At 48.2% G+C, this 20,362-nt stretch carries 14 protein-coding genes; 10 read left to right on the top strand and 4 right to left on the bottom strand.

Annotation, left to right across the window (positions count from 1 at the left end; genetic code table 11):
- Positions 1-333 precede the first annotated feature (333 nt).
- From QUA36_RS03190 to QUA36_RS03220, 7 genes are all read left to right on the top strand, one after another.
- The gene (locus QUA36_RS03190; protein WP_333165431.1) at positions 334-882 is read left to right on the top strand and encodes an inorganic pyrophosphatase; all 549 of its coding nucleotides are present in this window, start codon (positions 334-336) and stop codon (positions 880-882) included.
- 160 nt (positions 883-1,042) lie between these two features.
- Positions 1,043-2,350, top strand: a complete 1,308-nt coding sequence (locus QUA36_RS03195; RefSeq protein WP_333455484.1) for a serine/threonine-protein kinase — start codon at positions 1,043-1,045, stop codon at positions 2,348-2,350.
- A gap of 145 nt (positions 2,351-2,495) precedes the next feature.
- A complete protein-coding gene (locus QUA36_RS03200) occupies positions 2,496-3,887 on the top strand; it encodes a serine/threonine-protein kinase (protein WP_333455486.1) in 1,392 nt (463 codons plus the stop codon).
- Positions 3,875-4,114 (top strand): hypothetical protein, encoded by a 240-nt coding sequence (locus tag QUA36_RS03205; protein WP_333455488.1) that lies wholly within the window; start codon positions 3,875-3,877, stop codon positions 4,112-4,114. The genes QUA36_RS03200 and QUA36_RS03205 overlap by 13 nt, the downstream gene beginning before the upstream one ends.
- A gap of 38 nt (positions 4,115-4,152) precedes the next feature.
- Positions 4,153-4,665, top strand: coding sequence for an inorganic diphosphatase (locus QUA36_RS03210; protein WP_006634582.1), 513 nt, complete (start codon positions 4,153-4,155; stop codon positions 4,663-4,665).
- A 514-nt stretch (positions 4,666-5,179) separates the two neighbouring features.
- A complete protein-coding gene (locus tag QUA36_RS03215) occupies positions 5,180-6,088 on the top strand; it encodes an MBL fold metallo-hydrolase (protein WP_333455490.1) in 909 nt (302 codons plus the stop codon).
- Positions 6,089-6,108: 20 nt separating this feature from the next.
- The gene (locus tag QUA36_RS03220) at positions 6,109-6,675 is read left to right on the top strand and encodes a diheme cytochrome C (protein WP_333369553.1); all 567 of its coding nucleotides are present in this window, start codon (positions 6,109-6,111) and stop codon (positions 6,673-6,675) included.
- Here the strand turns inward: QUA36_RS03220 and QUA36_RS03225 are convergent.
- Complete coding sequence (locus tag QUA36_RS03225) at positions 6,647-6,808, bottom strand: hypothetical protein (RefSeq protein WP_333455493.1); 162 nt, start codon at positions 6,806-6,808, stop codon at positions 6,647-6,649. The two genes, QUA36_RS03220 and QUA36_RS03225, sit on opposite strands and share 29 nt — an antisense overlap.
- 266 nt (positions 6,809-7,074) lie before the next feature.
- On the opposite strand from QUA36_RS03225, the gene QUA36_RS03230 reads away from it, so the two are divergent.
- Positions 7,075-7,632 (top strand): HPP family protein, encoded by a 558-nt coding sequence (locus QUA36_RS03230; protein ID WP_333455495.1) that lies wholly within the window; start codon positions 7,075-7,077, stop codon positions 7,630-7,632.
- Between the two features lie 232 nt (positions 7,633-7,864).
- Here the strand turns inward: QUA36_RS03230 and QUA36_RS03235 are convergent, their stop codons facing one another.
- The 3 genes from QUA36_RS03235 to QUA36_RS03245 all read right to left on the bottom strand — a co-directional run bounded on the left by QUA36_RS03235 (position 7,865) and on the right by QUA36_RS03245 (position 12,911).
- A complete protein-coding gene (locus tag QUA36_RS03235; RefSeq protein WP_333455497.1) occupies positions 7,865-9,001 on the bottom strand; it encodes a phosphodiester glycosidase family protein in 1,137 nt (378 codons plus the stop codon).
- 138 nt (positions 9,002-9,139) lie between these two features.
- Positions 9,140-12,265 (bottom strand): phosphoenolpyruvate carboxylase, encoded by a 3,126-nt coding sequence (gene ppc / locus QUA36_RS03240; RefSeq protein WP_333161545.1) that lies wholly within the window; start codon positions 12,263-12,265, stop codon positions 9,140-9,142.
- 421 nt (positions 12,266-12,686) lie between these two features.
- On the bottom strand, positions 12,687-12,911 hold the full coding sequence (locus tag QUA36_RS03245; protein ID WP_333161547.1) for a hypothetical protein: 225 nt from the start codon (positions 12,909-12,911) through the stop codon (positions 12,687-12,689).
- 641 nt (positions 12,912-13,552) lie between these two features.
- Between QUA36_RS03245 and QUA36_RS03250 the strand changes: the two genes are divergently transcribed.
- Together QUA36_RS03250 and QUA36_RS03255 are read left to right on the top strand one after the other, a co-directional pair.
- Positions 13,553-17,071, top strand: a complete 3,519-nt coding sequence (locus QUA36_RS03250; protein WP_333455499.1) for a hypothetical protein — start codon at positions 13,553-13,555, stop codon at positions 17,069-17,071.
- Between the two features lie 368 nt (positions 17,072-17,439).
- Complete coding sequence (locus tag QUA36_RS03255) at positions 17,440-20,310, top strand: zinc-dependent metalloprotease (RefSeq protein WP_333455501.1); 2,871 nt, start codon at positions 17,440-17,442, stop codon at positions 20,308-20,310.
- The last annotated feature ends 52 nt before the right edge of the window (positions 20,311-20,362 follow it).

The raw sequence follows: 20,362 nt of genomic DNA on the forward strand, positions 1-20,362 counted from the left end.
ATAAGCTCCAACAGGTATTATGGTTATATAACCGGATTTGAATTTGCAAGCGAGATGCCACGGGTTTCGCCCTACGTGTTTCGTTAGCACTACCTACCGCAACAAACTTAGCACTTCTATTATTTGAAGCGCTTAAAAATAGTTAGGACGGGCGGCAGCGTTACCCGGTTTCTGAGAAAAATCTTGGAGAAAGGCGGCAAAACATCCGCTCAAAAACCGGGTTGATCACCCCGCCCGCGTAAGTCTTAATAGCGTTAGCGGCTCATAAAAAGAGCTGACTTCGCAGATAGTCAATGTTCTAGTCTTAGATATAGAAAACCACTAGCGTCAGTTATGAATAATTGGAATTCGCAATCGGGAGATGTTGAGTGGGTAGATCAGGTTTACCAACTATTGCTGGAGATTGCTCGGAGCTCCCTGTCAGATATCCCCAGAATCCCGGAAAACATCACTGTTAAGGCTATCCCTCTGATCCAGAAGGTACAAAGCATTCAGCAAAGACCTGACGGGCAAGTGTTCAAATCCGGTTCCTTTTCAGTAAACGATCACGAATGGGTCGATCGAGTCTGCCAACTATTGGTAGAACTAACCAGCGCGTCTTTGTCCGAACAGCCCAAAATGCCGGAAAACCTTGCAGGCAGATCTTTAGCCCTCGCCGATCGAGCACAAAAAATTAAAGAAGACATCGAAGAAAATGCAGCCCAAACCCCGGCAGATGAAGATGACAATTCTTTAGAGTCTCCAGACGCGCTGCTTTCCCTTTTGCACCACAGTTTGAAAGCTCAGCGCGCCAAAAGCTACAACCCCGATGCCCCCGAATGGCAGCAAGTCTTGAGCCTGCTCGACGTAGTGCAGTCAATTTACAAGCAAATCCAAAATTAAATTCCAGCTTTATTCAGGGGCGTCTTTAGGGTGCTTGATCGCTGGCTCTTAAAGGCAGTTGCTCTTTGACATAAAATTTTTTTTGCCGTATCCCGAACCTTTCCGATTATTGCACTTTTGTCAACTACACTAGGTTTAATCGGTTCTAGGGCAAGAGAACATGAGCGGACAAAAAATCGGCGATTTGTCAAAAGAAATATTAGCCGATCGCTATCAGTGCGATCGGCGGCTCGGCAAGCAAGCAGGAAGGCAAACCTTACTCGCCCGCGACTTAAAAACCCAACAGCAAGTAGTAGTCAAACTCCTCTCATTCAGCAGCGACTTTAACTGGGAAGACTTAAAACTGTTCGAGCGAGAAGTCGAAACCTTAAAATCCCTATCCCATCCCGCAATTCCCCGATATCTAGACTCCTTTGAAATCGACACCCCCAGCCGCAAAGGATTCGCCCTAGTTCAGAGTTACATCGAAGCAAAATCCCTACAAGAACATCTTTCAGACGGCCGCACTTTCAGCGAAAGCGAAGTCAAACAATTAGCAACAGCATTATTAGACATCCTCGCCTACCTGCACCAGCGACAGCCCCCCGTCATTCACCGCGACATTAAACCCAGCAATATTTTACTCAAAAATCGATCGGGTAACAGCGTCGGCGAAGTCTACCTAGTCGATTTCGGTGCAGTTCAAACCCTAGCCACTCAACAAGGAAAAACAGTCACCGTTGTCGGAACTTATGGCTATATGCCGCCCGAACAATTTGGCGGGAGGGCGGTTCCCGCTTCCGACTTGTACGGCTTGGGAGCAACATTAATCGCCTTAATTACCAAGCAGCATCCTGCGGACTTGCCGCAGAAAGATTTGCAGCTAGAATTCGAGCAATTGACCAAACTCAGTCCCGGTTTTACCAATTGGCTGAAGTGGCTGACGCATCCCAGTTTAGAGCGCCGTCCCACCTCAGCCCAGAGTGCAAAAGAAGTTCTAGAAAAACCGCAGCAAATAAATAAATATTCCCAGACATTGAGACTGGGAAAAATGCTAGATACCTCTAGGTTGTTCAAGAATGCGATCGGGCGCAGCACTTGGATGGGAACTCTAGCTGTAGGAGCTTGTGCAGCAATTTACAGCACCTTTATTTTTCCGGGACTGGGGACAATTATCGGAGCATTCATCGGTATTTTTCTTGGCTTGCTGCTGGGTTTGGGGAACGGAATAATCGTAGGAATCGTCACACGCTTGTGGTTTTTTCCCCTAACTAATCCCAAACTTCACCGACAGGTTTTAACTGTAATTAGTATCTTACTCTGTACCTCGATAAGCATCGTCTTCTTTTGGATGACGGGTTGGAATCAGCCAGATGATTTCATTAGTGAGATTCTCTTCGTGCTTGCACCGTCGCTAATTGCAGGACTGTCAATGGGGACAAGTAGCAAGTCTATTGCCCGGTGGTATCAAAAAGAAAGCGGACTGTAATCTAAAATTTAGATAGCGCTGGACTCACTCCGAGCAAATAAACCGGGTTTTTTTGCGAATCTGGGGGTTGCAACGAAGTATTTTCGTAAAAACCCGGTTTTTGGACTCCAATGAGAACCTCAAATTAAAATTAATGTAAAAAAACATGAGCAGCAAAATATTAGCAGAACGCTACGAAGTGCACCGACAACTGGGAAAACAAACTGGCCGGCAAACTTTGCTGGCTCGTGACTTACAAACTCAAGAATTAGTTGTCATCAAACAGCTATTCCTCGGCAGCGATTTTGAATGGCAAGACCTCAAGCTATTTGAACGGGAAGCAGAAACTTTAAAAGCACTCGATCGCCCAGCAATTCCGCGCTACCTCGACTACCTGGAAATTGACGAACCAGACAGCAAAGGATTTGCCCTGGTACAGACTTATGTAGAGGGTAAAAATTTGGAAGACCATGTGCGATCGGGGCGTACTTTTAGCGAAAGCGAGGTGAAAGAATTAGCTAAATCGCTGTTAGAAATTTTGATTTATTTGCACCAGCAAGATCCGCCTGTTATTCACCGCGATATTAAACCCAGCAATATCTTACTGCACAGCAGATCCGGTCACTCGGTGGGACAAGTTTATTTAGTTGATTTCGGTTCGGTGCAGAACCAAGCGGCAAAATTTGGCGGCACAATTACAGTAGTGGGAACTTACGGATATATGGCACCAGAACAATTTGGCGGGCGATCGGTTCCGGCTTCTGACCTCTACGGTTTAGGTGCAACTTTAATTTATTTGGTAACGGGTTTGCATCCCACCGAACTGTCACAGCAGGATTTGAAAATTCAATTTTGCGATCGGGTAACGTATCTCAATTCTAATTTAATTTATTGGCTAGAGTGGATGACAGAACCGAGTTTAGAAAAACGGTTATCTTCGGCTGGAGAAGCATTGCTGTCGCTAAAAAATCCCCGCCCTATCCACAAAAGTCCTATGGTGGTGCAGCCGCCACCAGGCAGCGATATTAAACTAACAAAAAATTCGGAGTTTATAGAAATTGTAATTCCGCCAAAAGGCATCGATTTTGGTTTAATGGCTCAGCTTTCGGCGGCGGTAGCTGCGAGTAATATCTCATTTATAGAGAGAAATTTTTTCACCGCTACGTTAAAGATAGATGACCAATTCTTTATAATAATATCAGCAAGTTTCTTATGTGTGGTAGGAATAAAGTTTATATTTGCAGTATTTCGGGAAAGGCGTCTCAGAATCGATCGCCAGCAAATATCCTATAGCAGCCATCTGCTCGGGTTGAGATGGAATAATTCCAAGGCAGCCCCCAGACCGGACATTTGCCAGTTGGAAATTGAAGAAATTAAATCTCTTATGCCCGATAAGCGACCAGAATTATACAAAGTTTCTCAGATGATTATTCAAACCGGCAACCAAAAATATCGATTAGGAGTGAAGCAGGGACTAAGTGAATCAGAAATCGAGTGGTTAGCGACAGAACTAAGCCAGTGGTTGGGAGTAAAAATTAAAAGAACTTGGACAGAGTAAAAAGAATATATGGTTCTGAAAATATCTCCCTCGCCCAAACAAAGCATTCCCCTCTCAAACTGTGGGATGGGCGTCCCGCCCGTCCGCTCTCTCTTTTGTGGGATGGGCGTCTCGCCCGTCCAGTGTATTCCCCCAGCCGGCGACACACTCCCCCGCTTTCGGTCAATCTCATGCAGCCGAAAGGCCCGATCGCCCGTAAAATGCTATCAAAGGGATTTGGCAAGTAGCACTCATCCCAATCATCTGTTAACTTGGAGATATTGTTGTGGACTTATCGCTAATTCCGGCACAGCCGAAACCAGGACTGCTCAACGTCCTCATCGAAATTACCGCCGGTAGCAAAAACAAGTACGAATTTGATAAAGACTTGCAAGCCTTTGCTCTCGATCGGGTGCTTTCTTCCTCAGTCCAATATCCGTGCGACTACGGCTTCATACCCAATACCTTAGCCGATGATGGCGACCCCCTCGACGGCATGGTGATGATGGATGAGCCCACATTTCCAGGGTGCATAATCGCAGCCCGTCCGATCGGAATGCTGGAAATGATCGACGGAGGCGACAGGGACGAGAAACTTTTGTGCGTTCCCGACAAAGACCCCCGCTATGCTCACTATAAGTCCCTCAAAGACGTAGCCCCCCACCGCTTGGACGAAATAGCCGAATTTTTTAGAACCTACAAAAATTTGGAGAAAAAAGTCACCGAAATTCTGGGTTGGCAAGATGTTGATCAAGTCATGCCCTTAGTGGAAAAGTGCATCGCAGCCGATCGCAAATAAGCCCCTAGCCCGCACTCCTCGACTGCAACCCGACTAAAAACTCAGGAGGCCGAACTTAAGGCAATCGCTGCACGTCTAGGGATGCAGTCGAGGAACGGGTAGGTAGAAGATCAAATCTGTTGTGAATGCCGAGTCACCGGAACGGCATTCCTCAAAACCGCGCCCCGGCCCCAATCTTGAAAAAAATACTACTCATAGAGTAAGATGAAGCGCAAATTCTACCTCTGGAGAATGAGTTATACAGTGGAGGAAGTTTTACCCGAACACTCTTATTCGGCGCTATCTTAATCTCAGAACACATAACACGGCGGGCAGCCCGCATGATGCAAAAAATAATCTCTTAAGCGTGACATCTCCTACACGAATCGGTAAGGTTGAGAATTCTAACAGCCCAAGTATTAGGCACTCGAATAGTTTCCCGATCAAGGGCTTTATTATAGTACAGATTGCTAAAAACTAAAAAGTAAAAACTAAGATTTCCACTCCCAAGTTCCAGCCCCCAAAACTAAAAAAAATGCCAGATTCCGCACCCTCTCTACCCAATCCACAGCCTTCCGATCGCAAAGCCAGTATGGAAAATAGTCCTTTGACCGAGTTTGTCGTTCAGTTTTGGGGCGTGCGGGGCAGCATCGCCACCCCCGGCACCAAAACACTTCGCTACGGAGGTAACACCTCCTGTGTAGAAATGCGCTTGGGCAAAAAACGCCTGATATTTGACGGCGGTACCGGTCTGCGAGTTCTGGGCCTAAACTTGCTGCGGCAAATGCCGGTGGAAGCCCATATGTTTTTCAGTCATACTCACTGGGATCACATTCAAGGCTTTCCGTTCTTTACTCCCGCCTTTATCCCAGGGAACTGCTTTCACATTTATGGTGCGATCGCCCCCAACGGCACTACCATCAAACACCGTCTTGCTGACCAAATGGTGCACCCCAATTTTCCCGTCCCCATCCAAGTCATGCAGTCCGACCTCAAATTCAACGATTTGACGCCTGGGGATATTCTCGAACTCGACGATGTGAAAATAGAAACGGCACTGCTGAACCATCCCAACACCGCGATCGGATATCGAGTCACCTGGGAGGGACACACAGCCGTCTACTGCACCGATACAGAGCACTTTCCCGATCGCCTGGACGACAACGTGGTACACCTAGCTCGCAACGCCGACGTGCTGATTTACGACGCCAACTACACCAACGAAGAGTATTACAACTTCAAAACCCCAAAAGTCGGGTGGGGACACTCGACTTGGCAAGCAGGAGTAGAAATAGCGAAAGCTGCTGGAGTCAAAAAAATCGTGATGTTTCACCACGATCCGGGCCACGACGACAATTTTCTCGATCGTACAGAAGCAGAGGTGCAGGCAGCGTTCGCCAATAGCTGCTTAGCCCGCGAAGGCATGAGCATACCAGTAATTTAACCAAAAATAAATTCAGAATTATGAAACAGGAAAAACCCCGCAAACGTCGCAGAGTAGGCTTGCGGGGGCTTTACTCAACGTTGCTAGTGTTGATAATTATCTGCTGTACCTGCGGCGGATGGGTTGCAGCTCAAACTGCCTACTCTCGCACTCCCGCGCGACTTGCTCAGGTTTCTTCGATCGAGGATACTGGAACTGTCGATCGCATTCCCGAACGCTACCAACTCGGACAGCAACTGTACCTAGAAAACTGCGCCACCTGTCACATCGCTTTACCGCCACAAGTATTACCTACAGAAACTTGGCGCAGATTGCTGCAAGATTCCCAACACTACGGACAAACCATCAAACTGCTAGTAGACCCACCCCGCATCCTAGTGTGGAACTACCTGCAAACTTTTTCCCGTCCCCAAGCCAAAGACGAAGAAATCGCCTACCGAGTCGCCAGTTCTCGCTATTTCAAAGCACTGCACCCCAAAGTAAAACTGCCACAACCCGCAAATATCAGCAGTTGCGTTACTTGTCACCCCGGCGCGTCTCAATACAATTTCCGCAAGCTTACCGCCGAGTGGGAAAACTCTCCGTAGCGAAGATTAAGTTCGTAATTATATCCGAGTGCGAGCGAGACGATCGCACTAACCAAAAAACGGCGATCGCATTCTGAACTAGAGACTTATTCCAAGTGTGGGTGCGATCTTTCAATTCATGCTTGCTGGGCATCGCACCTTACAAATAACCTCTCGCTTTACCCTCATCAATAACTCTGACGGCTAACGCTGAAGTTGTGCGACTGCCGATAACGTCTGTTGCAAAACCGACCAAACTTGCTAGTCCGCCCCGACCGAGTGGTTAGCTGCAGCTTGATTGGCATATAAGTAAAAAATCTGTGCCTTTAACTACTTTTTGACCAATTGTTATGATATCTTAACTTTAGCGGAGGCTAGTTCAGACAATTTAAGAAACCTGGTTATCAAGTAACCTGATTTATGATAGACCCTAAAAAAATTCAACTGAAATGGGAAAGTTATTGGTTTAAAACCTTTGGGAGATGGCGATCGTGTGCATTGACCTGCCCAGTAGACAGACCTCATCCTCGGCATATTGTTTGGAGTTGGATTGGTAGTTTTTTGGCAATTACTGCAACGTCCTATCTTGCTATAAAAACGAATTCTCCTTTACTAATGGCTCCGTTTGGCGCTACAAGCGTTCTGATCTTTGGTGTCCCTGACAGCCCCTTGGCTCAACCCCGGAATGTCATTGGGGGGAATTTCTTAGCTGCTCTCACCAGTTTAATCATTCTGCATTTTGTCGGTTCTTCTCCCTGGGCGATGGGAATGGCTGTTTCTAGTGCGATCGGAATTATGCAGATTACCAGAACTCTACATCCGCCTTCGGGAGCAGTGGCGTTAGTCGTCATGATGACCAAACCAGACTGGCAATTTTTGCTAACACCTGCTTTTGAGGGCTCAATAATCTTGGTCTTGTGCGCCGTCATCTTTAATAATTTAGCGGCAGAAAGGACGTATCCCCAGCACTGGTTATAGGAAATAAGCTGAAAACCCTGTGACTTCAGTCCAGGGAAGGGCGATCGCGGGAGACTTTAGTCTCCCAGTCAAATCCTTGCTTCATCAGCAATACGAGTTATTCTCTCATCCTTCCCTCGGGAGCACTACCCAAAATCGAGATGCTCCCTCGATTTCGACTTCCATCGGACTTCTTTCTTCCATCCGTTACATCCCGTAAAGTGCAACGGAAGCCGAACTTCCTTCTGCTAGATCAATCAAAAAAAACGGACGGATCGGCGGAAGGTCGAGATCCCTTTTGAAAGCGTTCCCAGGACTCCTTTAACTGAGCCGGCGCTGGATATTCGCGATCGTAAACCACCAGGACATTCGTCAAATTCCGTCCCGGCGGCAATAAAATCTGCCCTTGATGAGCCAAACCCACCGAAGCGCCCCCGTCCAAATTCATCGCTTCAAAACAGCCGATCCTCTGCATAACCTTAGCTTCTGCTTCCAAAGACAAACTATCAAGAAAAGTCACCAAAAATAACTTATCTCTCGAAGCCGGAAAGCCGATCGCCGTTCTCGAACCCACCCCCAAAACATGAGAATCTTTAAAACCTTCCGATAAAGGAGACAGCCAAACTTTCCCCCCTTTAACCAATCTCGGCCCGCAAGTCAGAGAAAACCAATGTTGACTCCAATCCGGCTTACCTTCGATTCTAGCCGTCACCATTTCCAATTGATTCCCGGCTTTAATCCCCAAAGTCGTGCCGTAATTTTCCCATCGGCTGTATTTCAGAAACTTACCCGCCGACACCATATTTCCCAGCACAGATTTCTGCTCATCTTTACCAAAAAAAGTCCCGTTAGCAACAACAGCAGCCCGGTAACGCGACACCATATTTTCAAAAGGCTCGTCGCCCCGCGTTACTTTAGAAGTATTTGCAAAATCTGCATTATTAGCTAACCCAATTGTGATATAAATTTCTGGGTCTGCGAGGTCAATAGTTGTAAGATAAAAACTTGCGCCAGCTACATTTTGGCGGTCTAGTTGTACGGGTTTTGCTTGCTTAGCGGAACGTCTGATAATTTTAGGTTGAGACGGCGGCGCAGCAGGAGAATTTTCTGACGATTTTACAATAGGATTACTCGGCAGAGGTTGATTGGTTTTTCCCGATTTTACAATGGGATTGCTAGGGAGAGATTGAGGAGTTTGATTTGATTGTATACTTGATAGAAAAGCGAGTGACTTTTGCCACAGTTGAGCCGCCAGAGTCAAGAAACTATCTCGGTTTTTGGCGATCGTAAAATAGTCAGCCGCAACCCGCGCCAAAGCTATGCCCGTTAAAAATAAAAAAGTGCGCCGCAGCATCGGGCGACAACCTTCAGACTGTTTGCGTTTAGACATAAAAAAATCTCAGCTAGGATAGCGAACAGTTTCCTATGGCTGTGACTACAATGGGCGATCGCGCGAATTCTGAAACTACCAGTAGTAAGGTGCTCCATCGCGCACCTTACCACTAATTCAAAACTCAAAACTATTTGCCTAGCCGGTATTCCGCATCCCCGCAGCAATACCATTAATCGTCAGCAGAGCTCCCCGCAACAATTCACCCTTGCTGTAACGGGAGTGAATCACCCCCGGAACCCCGCCACTACCGTGCTGCCGCAAGCGTTTCAGCAGCGAAACCTGCAACAACCCCAAAGGCACAATCGTCGCATTTCGCAACTGCACCGATCGCTGCAGCGATGGATCTCCGTCCAACAAACGTTGGTGTCCGGTAATCGTTAAAACCAAATCGCGAATCAAGTGAAATTCGGCAGCAATTTGATCGAATAAAGCCTTAAAACGCTCCTTATCAGCAGGCAAAGCTAACTCCTGGACGTAGTGTTCTGCAATCTGCAAATCCACCTTAGATAAAGTCATTTCCACCTTAGAAATTACCATTCTAAAAAATGGCCATTTCAAGTAGAAATACTGCAAAAGTTTCATGTGTTCTTCCGGTTCCTCCAGCAAAAACTCTTGCAAAGCTGTGCCGACACCGTACCAAGAAGGCAGCAAAAAGCGGCTTTGAGTCCAGCTAAACACCCACGGAATTGCTCGCAAACCGCTGATGTCTTTCTTGCCACCGCGACGGGCGGGGCGAGAACTAATTTGCAACTGGCTGATTTCTTGAATCGGGGTAACTTGGTGGAAGAAATCGACTAAATCCGGCTGTTCGTAGATTAAATGGCGGTAGTGCGATCGCGATTTCACCGACAACTCCTCCATAATCTCATTCCAAGGGTCGATGCCATCAAAACCCGTGTGCAGCAAACTAGCTTGAATTACCGCAGCCGCCACAGTTTCCAAATTGTAAAGCGCCAACTCCGGCAAAGAATATTTAGAAGCCAAAACCTCGCCTTGTTCGGTAATCTTAATTCGCCCGCTAATACTCTTTCCAGGCTGAGCCAAAATTGCCTTGTAAGCAGGCCCGCCGCCGCGCCCTACAGAACCGCCTCGGCCGTGAAAAATTCGCAACTCCACACCGTGTTTTTCCGCAACCATTTGCAAAGCCTTTTGAGCTTTGTGTATTTCCCAATTGCTGCTGAGAAAACCAGAATCTTTATTGCTGTCCGAATAGCCTAGCATCACCTCTTGCAATTTGAGAGTTTCGATTGGACATTGGATATTTTCTTTGCTTTTTCCCGCTATTTCCTGCGCGTATCCTCCTGCTAGCAAAGCGCGATAAAGCGGCAGATCAAAGATTTTTTGCATTACTTCCGGCGCTTTTTTCAAATCTTCCACCGTTTCAAACAGGGGAACTACTTGAATACTGCTAACTCCGGTCGCCGGATCGTAAAGTCCCGCTTCTTTTGCTAACAGCAAAACCGCCAGCAAATCGCTGACATCGTGGCTCATGCTGATGATGTAAGTTTCGCAAATTTCCCGACCAAACTCCTGCTGCATTTGCCGCAATATTCGGAAGGTATTGATCGTCTCGCAAGTTTTGGGAGAAAATGGCAATTCTGCTGGAATTAAAGGGCGACGAGTTTGCAGTTCCGTTGCCAGCCAAATAATTCGATCGCATTCCGACATTTGATTGTAAGGCTTTGGCAAAATTTGCAAGTATTCAGCAATTTCGCTCAAAGCATCCGAGTGTACTGTTGACTCTTGGCGGATATCTAGGTAAGCCAAATTAAACCCGTAAATTTCTACTTGGCAGAGCAGATTTTCCAAGTCTCGACAGCTCAAACCTGTTTCCACTAAATTGTGATCGATGAGCTGCAGCTCGGCTAAAAACTCAGCGCCCGATCGATAAAGGCCGGTCATTCCGGGATGTTCTGACAAAGCTTCGCGTTCCCGCTGCAACTCGTCTCCTTTGTAGAGCCGCCAATTACGATCGCGCGTATTTTCTAGCCGCTGGAGCACGTAGGCCAGCTTCAACCGATAAGGTTCTTGGCGGTAGCGGATTGCCCACTGCTCGTAAACCTCTGGGAATTCCGATTTATCGCGATCGAGAGATTCCAGCAATTCCGGCAGTACGTCGCTCCAGTGCAGCGACAAACTCAAAAGTTCGTTCAGCCGCTTCACCGCGCTGATGTACTTTTCTAGCACTAAGTGGCGCTGATAGCAAGCCGTTTGCCAAGTAACTTTCGGAGTCACAGAAGGATTGCCGTCCCTGTCCGATCCCACCCAAGAACCGAACTTGCAAAAATTGTAACTCGGCGGTTTCAGATAAGGATAAGAAGCGTGCAGAGCTTGCTTTAATCGGTGGTAGAGTTCGGGAATAGCATCAAACAGAACTTCATCGAAGTAGTGGAGAGTGTACTCCACCTCGTCAAGTACAGTCGGCTTGAACTGGTGCAGTTCGTCAGTGCGCCACCAGAGGCGAATTTCTTCCATCAGTTGCTCTTGGAGAGCCGCCGCTTCCCAGCAAGACACCGGGTAGGGGCTTTGAGAGTCGGTTCCGAGCACCTGAAATTTCTCGTCAACTTGGTCTAGCTGTTGGAGAATCTTCGCCATTCGCCGCTGCTTGGTGCGGATCGTATGGCGGACAATTTCTGTCGGGTGAGCGGTGAATACCAAGCGGATGTCTAACTGATCGATCAACCGCTGGATTTGCTGGCTTGGCACGTTCAAGCGCAGCAGCATCGGGAAGAGTTGGTGAAAAGTGCCGGCATCTCGGGCGATCGTCTCACTGCTGTCTGCATTGCTCAAAGCTGTTTGGGTGGGGCTTGGGCCTTCCCTATGCCGGGGGCGATCGGGGGCATCCGTTGCTTGTCCTGGCAGCTTAGAAAACATCCGCCCCCCAGCGTCGTTGCTGCTAGCGTAAGCTAGCTGTTGGTCTCGCTGTTCGTAGTGCTGTTCGACAATGTTGATCAACTGAAAATACAGTGCAAAAGCCCTAGCGGCGCGGATGGCAGCGTTGAGATCGAGCTTTTCGATTAGCTGTACGACATTCGACTCGCGAAAGTGAGTGGCTTGTCCCTCGGCGGAATTGACCGATCGCATTTGTTGGAGCAAATCCACCAATTCCTGCCCGCACTCCTGTCGCAGCACCGATTCCCACAAGTCCTCTACTACTTTGAGGCGATTTCGCAGAAACAGGTCTGATTTTGAGTAAGCGGGAAAAGGGGAAATAGATGTTGCATCAATAGCCTGTTCTGAAGACTGGAGGACTGAACTCATCGGGCTGTTCCTCAATAGCTGCGGGTGTCTAGAAAATTGTATGGTTTAGTTTCGCCTAAAACACTTTTGTTTGCAGTCAAATTTGAGACAACTTCTTGCAACGTAGAAAGTAGAAGGCACTTATGTACAAAGTATAAGGAGAGATTAATTCTTAGAGCACAGATTGTACGTATTGTCAAGCTTTCATATCACTTGACTTGCGATTTTAGATTTTAGACGATCGGCGTGAGACGATCGGCCAGCGGTCAGTTGAGTCGCGCTAAGTCGAACAATTTGAGATTTCCTCCAAAGATAAATCTGGGATGTTGAACTAGGGTCGAAAATTTTTATCTTTCCCTGACAGGAGTACGTGGCACCGTATCCGTTTTTGGGCGGGGTCAAAAAATTTAACTTCTAGCTGCAGCATCCTTCCTTGAGCTTTCTAATCCTGTGATTGAGGAAAGTTGAGTACGGGAAGGCGCGAACCCCGAAAGACTTCTTCGCTTTCAACGCCGATCGACGCAACAAACTCAGCAGCAGCTTTAGCCACCACCAACCCGCCCAGCATTGGTAAGGCGACGAAGCTCAATAAAATGTCTGAGGGAACTGGCAACTTTGGACTGTTAGATGTTTGAGTTTTGAGCAAGTCTTGGTTTTCCGACGGCATAAATTCCTCCTGTGTCAATCCGTAATCCTCAGTTTACAAGGCAAATAATCATCTTGACAGCAGCCTTCGGACTAATGAGTTCTGATATCAAATCAGGTGACATCCGAAGGATATCCTGCAAGCGATCGTCCTCGTGTAGCCAAGCCTATACATATCTTCTCGCGAGATATTAAGCTGGCGCTCGGAAAAAACGTTTTGTATAAAATCGAGATAATCCCGGTTTACGGATGCGATCGATCGTGCGACTCTCTCCGCGTAGGCCAACGAAACCCCAGCACTACAGTCGGAAAATAATAGACATTTCCAGAAAAGCCAGTCTGGAACAGGCATCCTGCCTGTTCCACAAGAATTATGAGATAGGTCTAATTATTATTCGGATGCAAACGGAAACGATATGACTAATAACGAATAACTTCTTGGTAGGCTTAATTTGAACCTATCTGTGCCAAAATGTCGAGGTATTATCAAAAAAATATTCCCCAACGGCTCGAAGGCGAGGGGATACAAGGCAAGACACTAAGTCCAGCATGGCTTAAACCAGACAAAACGGTTAGGCTCGGCAAATCAAATAATTGTCTGTAAAATCTGTAACTGTGCTATTTCTAGAAAACAAAACCAGCTTTGGCAAAATTTAGAGTTTCATGTTGAATGCGAACGGGAGCATATTGGCAGACAATCGATCGAGCGCGTCGCAGTGGGCCGGGGAAGCTTTAGGGCTTCCCGAAGTTCAAGTACAAGCGCGTTTGCGGGGAAATCACCTGCACATTTTGTGCGAAGCAGCGCAGTGTCCGTCTCAAGAATTGGTGACGGCGAGATTCACCAACGCCCTAGAACACACTGATTTAACGCGACTGCTGCCCGATCGACCTAAAATTTACCAGTTGTTTCTGTGCGGCCGCAAAATCGGTTCCCGACAAAATGACTGGACAGTCCGGCTCGATTGTAGCAGTCCCAAGCGACAGCAACAGCCACAGCAACCGGAACCAAAAGTTGCCGAAGAGTCGCCGCCAGCGACTTCCCCCGACGAACCGCCAGCAAGCCCTAAAAGAGGCGGATTTTTCGGCAAATTTAAGAATGACAACCAGAAACTCAAACAGACACCAAAACCGATAGAAACAGCAGCCCACCCGCCGCAAGTACGGGAAGAACTGGATTTTGACGCCGAAAGTCTGCCCATCGCCTCCCGCATTCAATACCCAGAATCTTTTGAAACTTCCCCCGTGACGATCGACACTTCGGCTGCTGCGATGCGGGAAGTTGTCGGTTCCGCCGTTCCCCCGCAGCAGAAAGCGAACCGTGGCGCAGTGGCTTTGATTCAATCCCCGGAAGCTGACTCAGGCGAGGGCGATCCTGATGGAACATTGACGGTTTCGCCGGAAACGTTGGCGCGCCGGGGCTATCCAGATGCGATCGCCAGCTATCTCAGCGAAATCCTCGGGCCGATGGGAGTTTCGGTGAAAGTCAGCATTCGCGAAAAAGAACTCAAAAGCAGCCCAGAAACCCTGCCGGTGAATGGGCCGGAAAATATCAAGCCCAAGGAACGCCGACTGCTAGTGCTGTGCGAGTCAGCTTACAGCCCCGACCCCTCCTTGCTGGCAGAACCCATCGCCGGCAGGCTGCGGAAACTGCAACTAGAGGATTTCCGGGAAGCCGTGATCGCCAGCCAAGTCAGCGGCGAAGCGAAACCGGACTGGCTGCTGCGGGTGGATTTGACTTCGCCGGACAAAATTCTCAAGGAATGGGCCAGATGGGGAGACGTACAGTCGATCGCCAAACTGCTAAATCAACACTTGGCTGCATCGAGAGTCGAAGTGCGGGCTACCCTCAAAGAAGCAACCCTCCACCTGTTTTGCAGCAAAACTGCCAAAAAAGGACAAAAGCCTAAACGGCAAGAATACCCCGACAAGCAGCAAACCACCGACGCGATCGCCCCTTTGTTAGCCTCATTTGCGCCCCAAGGCATCCGCGCAGCTACAATCTACGGCGTAGAACCAGCCAAGGACTCTCAGGCGGCGCCGGAGTCCCCGGTGTGGATAGACTGGGTGGACTTGCCTGCCGCCCACCACCCCGACTTAGCTGCGAACGCTAGAACGCTGGCGATCGAGGGCGACCAATTGGCTTTGACTTTTTTATTGAACAGGTTGCTCAACCCCAATCTCAGACGCAAGCTGGAAACAGGAGGGATTCGGGCTGTCGTGCTGCAAAAAGCCGACGTGCTGCACGTCATGACTGAAGCTCTGACTTGCCCTTCTCAGTCGAAGGTAGGCCCGCCGGTGGCGAAGTTTTTGCGACACTTACAAATTCCGGGAGTGGTAGGGGTGCGAGTCTACGGACGGCGCGCAGGCCAGAAACTTCCCCTGTGGCGCTACGCAATCGACCTCAGAACGGCTGTTGACGAAGAATCAGCGACGGCACCCGCACCGGCTCCCTCCCAAGTGGCTGTGTTGGAAAAGGAACCGGTGCCGGAGTTTGCGGCGGCGGAGGATGGGAGTTTTTCGGGCTTGGGCGACAATTTGGTGTTCGATGCTCCGGCGCCGAACTCCTGGCGCCCCCGCTTCAAAATCAGACTACCCGGATACAATCTGGGCGAGCAGTTAGTTCAAGCTGCGGTGCACCCGCTTGTGGCTTCGGGTTTTTTTGTTCCCAACGATGGTTTGTCAACGAATGCTGCTGCGCCGGGGGGCGTGAGAGCCGATCGCGCCGCCGGCATGGCTTTGATTTGGGCGATCGCCGGCTGTCTGCTGACTTTCAATACCGATTGGCTCCTCGGTCAATTTCTGCAATCTGCGACGGTCAGTCAAGCTCCTAGCGCCTCCGAAGTTTGCAGCGGCGCAAATTGTCAAAATTCATCCCCCAAGGCTGTGGACGACGTTACAGCCCCACTTCCGAAGGCAACGCCGAAACCAGTTCCCCCTGCTGAGGAGGTGAATTTGCCTCAAATTCCCTTGCAGCCGTCGCCGTCCGCCAACCAGCAAGAGGCTTTCAATGGCTCTGGGTTTACGAAACCGGGAAATACTAGCGTTCCTGTAGCTGATGTTTCTGCTCCTCCGGTGTTCCCAACTTTGAGGAGCGAGCAGCTTGACGAGCAGATAGCGCGCTATCAAGAGTACATCCACCTGCACAAGAAACCGCCGGATATTTTAATTGTCGGTAGTTCGAGGGCGCTGCGGGGCATCGACCCGGCGGTTTTGGAAACAGCTTTGGCAGCTTCGGGCTATCCGGGGCTGAGGGCTTACAATTTTGGGGTTAATGGAGCTACTCTCCAGGTTGTAGATTCGATCGTCCGCCGGATTTTGCCGCCGCAACAACTGCCGAAATTGTTGGTGTTGGCTGACGGGGCGAGGGCTCTCAACAGCGGGCGGCCGGATTTGACTTTTAGTGCGATCGCTTCTTCTGAAGGTTACAGGCAATTGAGCCGGGGTAGTTTTCTGATCCGCACCAATCAATTAGAATCCGAAACATCGAAGGAAAGCGCCAACAATCCGGTGGCGACTGCGACTGAATTGGTGCAGAATTTGGGAGAAGCTCAAGCTAATGTTCAGCAATTGGTGAGTCAAAAGTTGGTGGAGGGTTCTGCAACTTACAAAAAGCGCGATCGACTTAAAGGGTTTTTGCGATCGATCGTTAATCCCTCAGCCCCTGTTGCAACCGACAGCCCCCAAACCGCAGCCCTGGGTGAACAAACAACTGAAAACGTTCAGCCCACTGCTGCGAGTAAACCAGTCAGCGAGTATCAACCAAATGGCTTTTTGCCGATCGATATACGCTTCAATCCCGAAACTTACTTTCAGAAACACCCGAAAGTATCTGGTTATTACGACTCCGACTATCAAAATTTTAAATTGGTAGGCGAACAAGCTCTAGCACTCAAAAATCTGATCGAATTTACCAAAGTTCGCAACATTAATCTGGTGTTTGTTAATATGCCTCTGACTGAAGATTATTTAGACCCGGTGCGGACAGGCTACGAACAAGAATTCCGGCAATATATGCAAGAATTAGCAGCTCAAAGCGGACTAATTTTCCTAGATAAGAGTTTATTGTGGCCCCAGGCGCGGGAATCTTTTTCCGACCCCAGCCACCTCAACCGTTACGGTGCTGTTGCAGTTTCTAAGCGGTTGGCTCAAGATCCCATGATTCCCTGGCCAGCGCAACAATAGTTCTAATTTTTGAGCTTTGAGTTATTTTAGATGTTAAATGCTCCTTAGATGTTGCACCATTGTCAAGAACCGGCTCTTCGACCCGTTCCACAAAGAGTGAGTTTTCTTCTTGTGGAACAGGCCGGAAAGCCTGTTCCTAAACAAGTAATATCAGGTTCGGTTAAATAGATATAATTCCTGTAGGGGCGGGTTCACCAATAATAATTGCCTAAAATTGACAATCTCATAAACCCGCCCGGTCGGTTCTTATAAGCAATTAACCGAACTTGATATAATTGAGAATGGTGCAAGATGTTAAATGCTCCCAACATTGCGAGTGCGGCGCGACTATCTCAAAACTATTCTTTCCTGCGGCTAAATTACTGAAAATGAAAAGATTGATATTTCCTGAAAATAGCAAAAATACACAGATAAAAAATCCTAGAAAAAATCTGCCTTTGATATTTTTTATATTATCTTTAGCATTTTTCTGTTTCAGTTTGTATAAAGGTTTCTTTTTACCTGTAGCTTTATCATCTGGGCCGCCCAGCAACGAACCAAGTAGCGAACAGCAAACTCTCGCACCCTTTGAAGAGGTTGTCAAAGACGCGAAAAAGTTAGAGGGATTATTTACCCTTTACCGCAATCAAGCAACTGATAAAGTATATCTGGAAATTAAACCGGAACAATTCAACAAAAAGTTTCTGTGCTTTGTGACATTGGCATCGGGTTTGGGGGAAGCGGGCATTTTGAGCGGAATGCCGATCGGCGATTTCTTGTTTCAACTGCGGCGCGTCCAAAATAACGTGCAGTTTGTGATACCAAATATAAATTTTCGCACCAGTCCGGGCGACCCGCAAGCAGGTTCGGTAGCACGGGGATTTAGCGACTCGATTCTCTATTCTTTGCCTCTCAAAAGCATTCATCCGCAAAGACAAACTCTGCTAATCGATTTAGGCGATTTGCTGATGAGCGACAAACGCGATTTGCCAGGGGTAAAAGCGATTTTGCCGATGCTTTTGGGCGCTTCTTACTCGATCGATGCAGACAAGTCTTCTTTTAAAGATGTTAAAGCGTTTCCGCTGAATGTGGAGATTGCTTCTGTCTATGGTTTTTCTAGCGATAATGACAGTGAAGTTAACTATTTACCTTCGGTTCCTGACAGTCGGGCTTTTAACCTCCGCATTCACTATAGTTTCTCGGAAGTGCCGCTAAATAACGGCTATCGCCCCAGACTTGCAGACGAGCGAGTGGGCTATTTCCTCACAGCATATAAGGACTTTTCTGACAAGAATAGCCGGGAGCCTTTTGTGCGCTATATCAATCGCTGGCATTTGCAAAAGCAAATCCCGACAGCGCCGATGTCGCCTCCGGTTCAGCCGATCGTCTTTTGGATTGAAAATAATGTGCCTACCGAATACCGAAACGCAATCCGCGAGGGCGTTTTGGTGTGGAACAAAGCTTTTGAAAAAGCAGGTTTTACTGAGGCAATTCAGGTCAAACAAATGCCGGACAATGCTAAATGGGACCCGGCTGATGTTCGCTACAATACTATCCGCTGGTCGAGTTCTTTTGAGCCTCAGTTTGCCGGCATCGGGCCGTCTCGCACTAACCCGCTGACTGGGGAAATTTTGGATGCTGACATTCTGTTGGATGCTAATGTTGTCCGGGAAATCAAACAGGGCTATCGGTCTTTGGTGGAACAAAATCGATCGCTTTCTAAGAGTTTTCAAGGGCGAAACGGTTCTAATACTAATCCCTGTCAGTTTGGGATGTATTCTCGCTATTTGAATGTGCTAGAAAATGGGGATTTAGGAAAAAGCAGCAGGGAAAATGCTCAAGGTGGAATTGCTGATGATTTGCCGACTTTGGTAGAAAGATACCAAGAGCAAAAGCGATCGTCTTTATCGCGGTTGATGTCGAGTTCGGATATGTGTTTTGGGTTGGAATCGAACCGCCAGTTTGCGATGGGGGCAATGTCGATCGATTTGTTGGAAAATGCAGCGCCTAGCAGTGGGACGATTGACAATTATGTGAATGAATATATCCGATTTTTGACAGCCCACGAAGTCGGTCATACTCTCGGTTTGAGGCACAATTTTCACGGAAGTACGATGCTGCAACCGGAGGATTTGCACAATACTCAGGTAACTCGCACGCAAGGTTTGGTAGCGTCGGTGATGGATTATGTGCCGATTAATTTGGCACCTCCGGGAACTGTGCAGGGCGACTATTTTCCAACGATTGTAGGGCCTTACGACGATTGGGCGATCGAGTATGGTTACAAGGTGATTGGCGGCGTAAACCCCAACAGCGACTTACCAGCGCTGCAACAAATTGCCAGCCGCGGGGCCCAAGCCCAATTAGCTTACGCGCCGGATGAGGATTCTGTCGATCTCGATCCCGCTGCAAATACCTTTGATCTCAGCGCCAATATGCTGAGGTATTCGCAATGGCAATTGGATAATGCTAGGGCGATGTGGAAGCGTTTGGAAAAGCGAATTCCGGTTGGGGAAGACGGTTATAACGAACTGCGGGTGATGTTTGATTCGGTGTTCGGGTATTATGTCAACCAAGTGATGAATGCTACTTTGTATGTGGGGGGACAGTCGTTTAGTCGGATTCGCCCTGGAGATACTAATGCGAAGTTGCCGTTTGTGCCGATCGAACTTTCTCAGCAGCGAGAAGCTTTAGCAACATTAGAGAAGTACGTTTTTGCGCCGGATGCGTTTAGTTTTGCCCCGGAATTGCTGAATAAATTGGCGCCTTCGCGCTGGGAACACTGGGGAAGTCCGGCTTTGGTGTTTCCTCTAGATTACCCGATCGGCGATCGAATTACTTTTTTGCAGCGGTTTGTGTTGCGGGTTTTGCTATCGCCGGTGCGCTTGGCGCGACTGCGGGATGCGGAGTTAAAATCGGCGCCAGAAACTGCTTTGAGGTTGCCGGAAGTGTTGGATACTGTGCAAAAGGATATTTGGCAAGAGGTTTTGCAGCCGGAAAAGAAGATGCAAATTTCAACTTTTCGGCGTTCTTTGCAGCGGGAACATTTAGCAATTTTGATCGGAATGGTGCTGCGAAAAACGAATGTTCCAGAGGATGCGCGGAGTTTGGCGTGGTACGAGTTGCGGCAGTTGCGGGAGGGTTTGAGCAAGAGTATTCGGAATTTGGATCGGAATGCGGATGCTTATACGCGGGCTCATTTGGAGGAAACGCGCGATCGGATTTCTAAGGTTTTGAATTCGCAAATTCAGTCGAATTAATTTGGTCTAAACTCCCTTTTACAGCTTTAATTGTTCATTGTCGTTGGCGAAC

This window comes from Microcoleus sp. Pol10D4, from assembly GCF_036701555.1.
GTDB lineage: Bacteria > Cyanobacteriota > Cyanobacteriia > Cyanobacteriales > Microcoleaceae > Microcoleus.